A 3,897-nucleotide genomic window follows, 5' to 3' on the forward strand; every position below is an offset into this window, starting at 1 on the left:
CTTGGCCCCGGCCACCTTTCGTCCCTTCCCGGCCCGGCAGCAGCGGCACAATCCGCGCCCACTGCGCATCCGTCAACAAATAGTCCATGCTCAAACATACCCCCTACTGTTAACACTTCCTAGCTAAAACGAAGAATTTGGAGTGTTACAGGCCCCTCCCGACGACGGAAAAATCACCTGCCGGTGCCAGCCAAGGCGCTGAAGCAACCACAGCTCGGGGAGGGTGCGGGCACCCATGGAACACAGGGATGCGCCTGTAGCGCTAGAGCTATGAGCTGACTGCGCAACGGTAGCCAACGAACCCAACGGGCATAAAAAAACCGTTTCGGCTTCCGAAACGGTGGAGGGGCAATACTCAGAAAAAACAACAGAAATACGAGAAGCAAAATCAGAAAAACCGCTGGCGGCGAAGACCTTCCGGTCTACTCGCGGTTCCTTGCCAAGCAGGGTTCCACGCTTCATCAACAGGTTTTTTGGTTGAAGCATGCTGCAAAACTACGGCATTGTTACGCCCGGTACCGCATCGTTGACCTTATTTTTTTCGCGCCGCTTTTCCCACCATTCATTTCCGCCGCGACAGGCTGGACAAGATAATCTAGGTCAGCTTTCCGTAGTCAATGAAGCATGACTTGTATAACTCATTGCTTTGTAGACCTAATTCACCTCGCTCGTCCCTGACCTGCCCCTTTCAACTGGCGGGTGGCTACTCTCTGAGGGCATGCAGCCCACAAAGCGCCGGGCAGTTTATAAGTAGTTTCTTCTCCGACTGACTCCTGAAGCATACTGTGCGCTGCCATCATGACAACAAACAGCTTTCAGCCACGGGCTAGCATGTTCGATGTAATACCCTATCTATCAGCCATTATACAGAATTAAAAAACCGGACCCAACACGATAAAACGTGCTAAGTCCGGTTTGGTGGGCCCAGCTGGACTACCAACCTTTTATTCCATTTTATCTTAGCCAGCCTTAAAACACCCATTTAAACGCTTTTTAAGAGGTTTTTACACCAGACACAATCATTAGAATACAGACCAGACAAGAAATATTGTCCCGTGACTTGTCCCGTATCTTTATGCATCTACCTTTGACGAGGTTTTTATCCCCTCCCCCATGTTACGGACTAAATTCTACCTGACAGATGCCCAATCGGCATCTGCAACGGCTATTTATGCAGCGTGCTACATAGATGGCAAACGCAAAAAGCTATACACGCCTTTATCGGTGCTCCCCAGTCAATGGGACAGTAAGGCGCAGCAGTTCCGCAGAAGCTTCACCAATTACTCAAATGCCAACCGTCTGCTCCGATTCTTAGAAACCGAATTGGACGACTATTTCTTGGCTACAGTTTCAAAAGGGAAAATCGTCCTCATTGACGATTTGCGCACGATTATTACCCGTATCCTCACAGGGGCTGAACCGCCAGAAGTAACCTTCTCTGATCATCTCACAAACTGGATCGAGGAAAGCAAGCGGGACGTGAAACCGTCTACTATTAAGAGCTACATCACATTCAGAAACCACATCCTGGCTTTTGGCAAAGCCAAACGATACAGCCTAGACTTTTCAACGCTGGATTTAGCCTTTTCCGAAGCATTCAAAAACTACTTGCTGCAAACGGTCAAGCTAACCAACACGTCCGTCAATAATGTTATCAAAAACCTGAAGGTATTCCTTAATGCCACCCACCATAAGGGCATTCATGAATTCCAGCATCACACCCGCTTCAAAAAACTAGAGGGACATACTCCAGAATTGATGTGTCTTTCGAAGGAAGAGAAAGCGGCTGTTATTGAACTCAACTTGGACTACTTCCCGCGTCTGGAAAAGACGCGCGACGTGTTCATATTTGGCTGCGAAACAGGGCTACGTTTCTCTGATATCATTGCATTATCACCGCATCAGGTACACAAAAATTATATCCTGCTTACAACGCAAAAGACTAATGATTTTTTGAAAGTCCCGCTATCAAGCCGGGCACAAGCTATCCTCCAGAAGTATGCTGGAAAACAGGCAAAGTCACTGCCTGCAAAAACCAACCAGAAGACCAACGCCGACCTAAAACAGATTGCCAAACTAGCTCGTTTGGACGCATTCGTAACAGTTGCCACCATGCGCGGCACTGACCGGCAGAAACTAATGGTTCCCAAGTGGAATTTGGTGTGTACCCATACTGCCCGCCGTACATTCGTCACGCTGGCTCTTGAGGCTGGAATGCGACCAGAAGTAGTGATGCGTATTACCGGTCACAAGAACTATCGGACCTTGCATCAATACACGAAGATTACTGATTCGGTGGCAGAACAGGAATTTGAGAAGTATCTCGGCTGAAAATATAACTAAAACAACACAACTTCAATGGCATCCAGTATTCCTGGATGCCATTTTTATTTATCGTTTCTAGCACACGGTTTATCGTGATTCTATCCGATTCACCCCTTGTAAGTGGACATAAGTGGACAAACGTGGACACAAGTAGACATACGTGGACATCTATTTTCATCTTAATCAGTCATACTCTACTCTTGTGCATCAATCACAAAAACCACCTAAACACACGTAGAGCAAGATGAAACATGATGTAGTAGAAATCATTTGGGAACAGTTTGAAGAAAGAATCTTCCGAACAGTGTGTAAAGCATTACAGCAAGCCCCGCAGGATGCCACCACAGGCAAAGCCGCTTTAGACGACCGTCTGTACACGAAGGAAGAGATATGTCAGGAACTAGATATTTCTAAGACTACCCTGACCTCTTGGATGAATGACAACAAGGTTCCATTCATCCGTCTGGGCCGCCGCATCTACTTTCAGAAACACTTGGTGCTGGAGGCCGGACGCACTCATCAGAAATATCAACGCCGGAAGTAATTTCCTATTCGCTGCACCATATGTCAACTTCCCGATTGCTGCTGGATGAGAAACAGCATCGAGCCCACTTAAGCAATTTCCGTCAGCACCTAGACAACCGACAACACCAGATTATTAAGCGCAGGTTATCTATCAACTCAATAGAAGTCCAACAGCAGCAGCTTCTGATTGCTCTGTATAGTGGTTACCATGACCTTTTTCACAAACTCGTCTTGGAAGACACATTATTACGAAGCGAAAACAGAGCCCTGCACTCTGAGATTACTAATCTGAAGAATTCCTTACGCTTTGCCCACTTACATCTACCTTTTGGCGGGGCTCTCAATATCTATTTGGATGATATTATAGAATCTCTCAGTAGGCAATCCCGCAAGCCACAGCCATGAGTTACGACCTGATTTCTTTCATGCAGAGCGTGCAAGAGAATAGCCTGCCACAGGCTGAACCCTCTCTAATTTTTGACTTAGCAGCAGATGAGATTCGCATCAACTCGAATATACCAGACCTAATCCCAGTCGTTCGTATTGCAGGAGAGGTAATAGCAGTGCAAGGTGATATATCTTTCATTGCCGGCAAACCTAAAGCAGGTAAAACAGCCGTGTGTACGTTTATTGCGGCTAGTGCTCTTATCCGCAATAAGTCAGGAATTGACACACTTACCATTCACACAAACTACGCGTATGGCCGCGAAGTAATCCTAGTCGATACGGAACAACCTAAAGCCAACACACTCAAACAGGTCAAGAACATCTGTAAGGTATTGGATGTGGTGGAGCAGCCTCCAAATCTACATGTCTTCAACTTCCGCGAGGATAACAAGGCGACAAAGCTCAAGAAAGTCGAGAAGCTATTCGAGGAATATCCCAAAGCGCACCTTTGGATAATTGACGGGCTGGCAGACTTGATTGAGGTGGTCTAGGCATGACGGACAGAAGAAGGACGTATATTTCTTCTGTCATGGCAGCAAAAACCAGCGGGGCGTCGCCCGATAAACGGCGCAAGTACGACGAGGCGTTTAAGGCGGAGGC

4 protein-coding genes are annotated in these 3,897 nt (G+C 47.1%); 3 read left to right on the forward strand and 1 reads right to left on the reverse strand.

The window, feature by feature from the left end:
- Window positions 1-123 precede the first annotated feature (123 nt).
- Window positions 124-486, reverse strand: coding sequence for a hypothetical protein (locus ROI90_RS21010; RefSeq protein ID WP_316000249.1), 363 nt, complete (start codon window positions 484-486; stop codon window positions 124-126).
- 627 nt (window positions 487-1,113) lie between these two features.
- Between ROI90_RS21010 and ROI90_RS21015 the strand changes: the two genes are divergently transcribed.
- The 3 genes from ROI90_RS21015 (at window position 1,114) to ROI90_RS21025 (ending at window position 3,788) form a co-directional block, all read left to right on the forward strand.
- Window positions 1,114-2,331, forward strand: coding sequence for a site-specific integrase (locus tag ROI90_RS21015; protein WP_316000250.1), 1,218 nt, complete (start codon window positions 1,114-1,116; stop codon window positions 2,329-2,331).
- Between the two features lie 238 nt (window positions 2,332-2,569).
- Complete coding sequence (locus tag ROI90_RS21020) at window positions 2,570-2,869, forward strand: helix-turn-helix domain-containing protein (RefSeq protein WP_316000251.1); 300 nt, start codon at window positions 2,570-2,572, stop codon at window positions 2,867-2,869.
- 382 nt (window positions 2,870-3,251) lie between these two features.
- Entirely contained in the window at window positions 3,252-3,788 is a 537-nt protein-coding gene (locus tag ROI90_RS21025) for an AAA family ATPase (RefSeq protein ID WP_316000252.1), read from the forward strand.
- Window positions 3,789-3,897 lie beyond the last annotated feature (109 nt).

Source organism: Hymenobacter endophyticus (genome assembly GCF_032464715.1).
In the GTDB taxonomy this organism is placed as follows: Bacteria; Bacteroidota; Bacteroidia; order Cytophagales; family Hymenobacteraceae; genus Hymenobacter; species Hymenobacter endophyticus.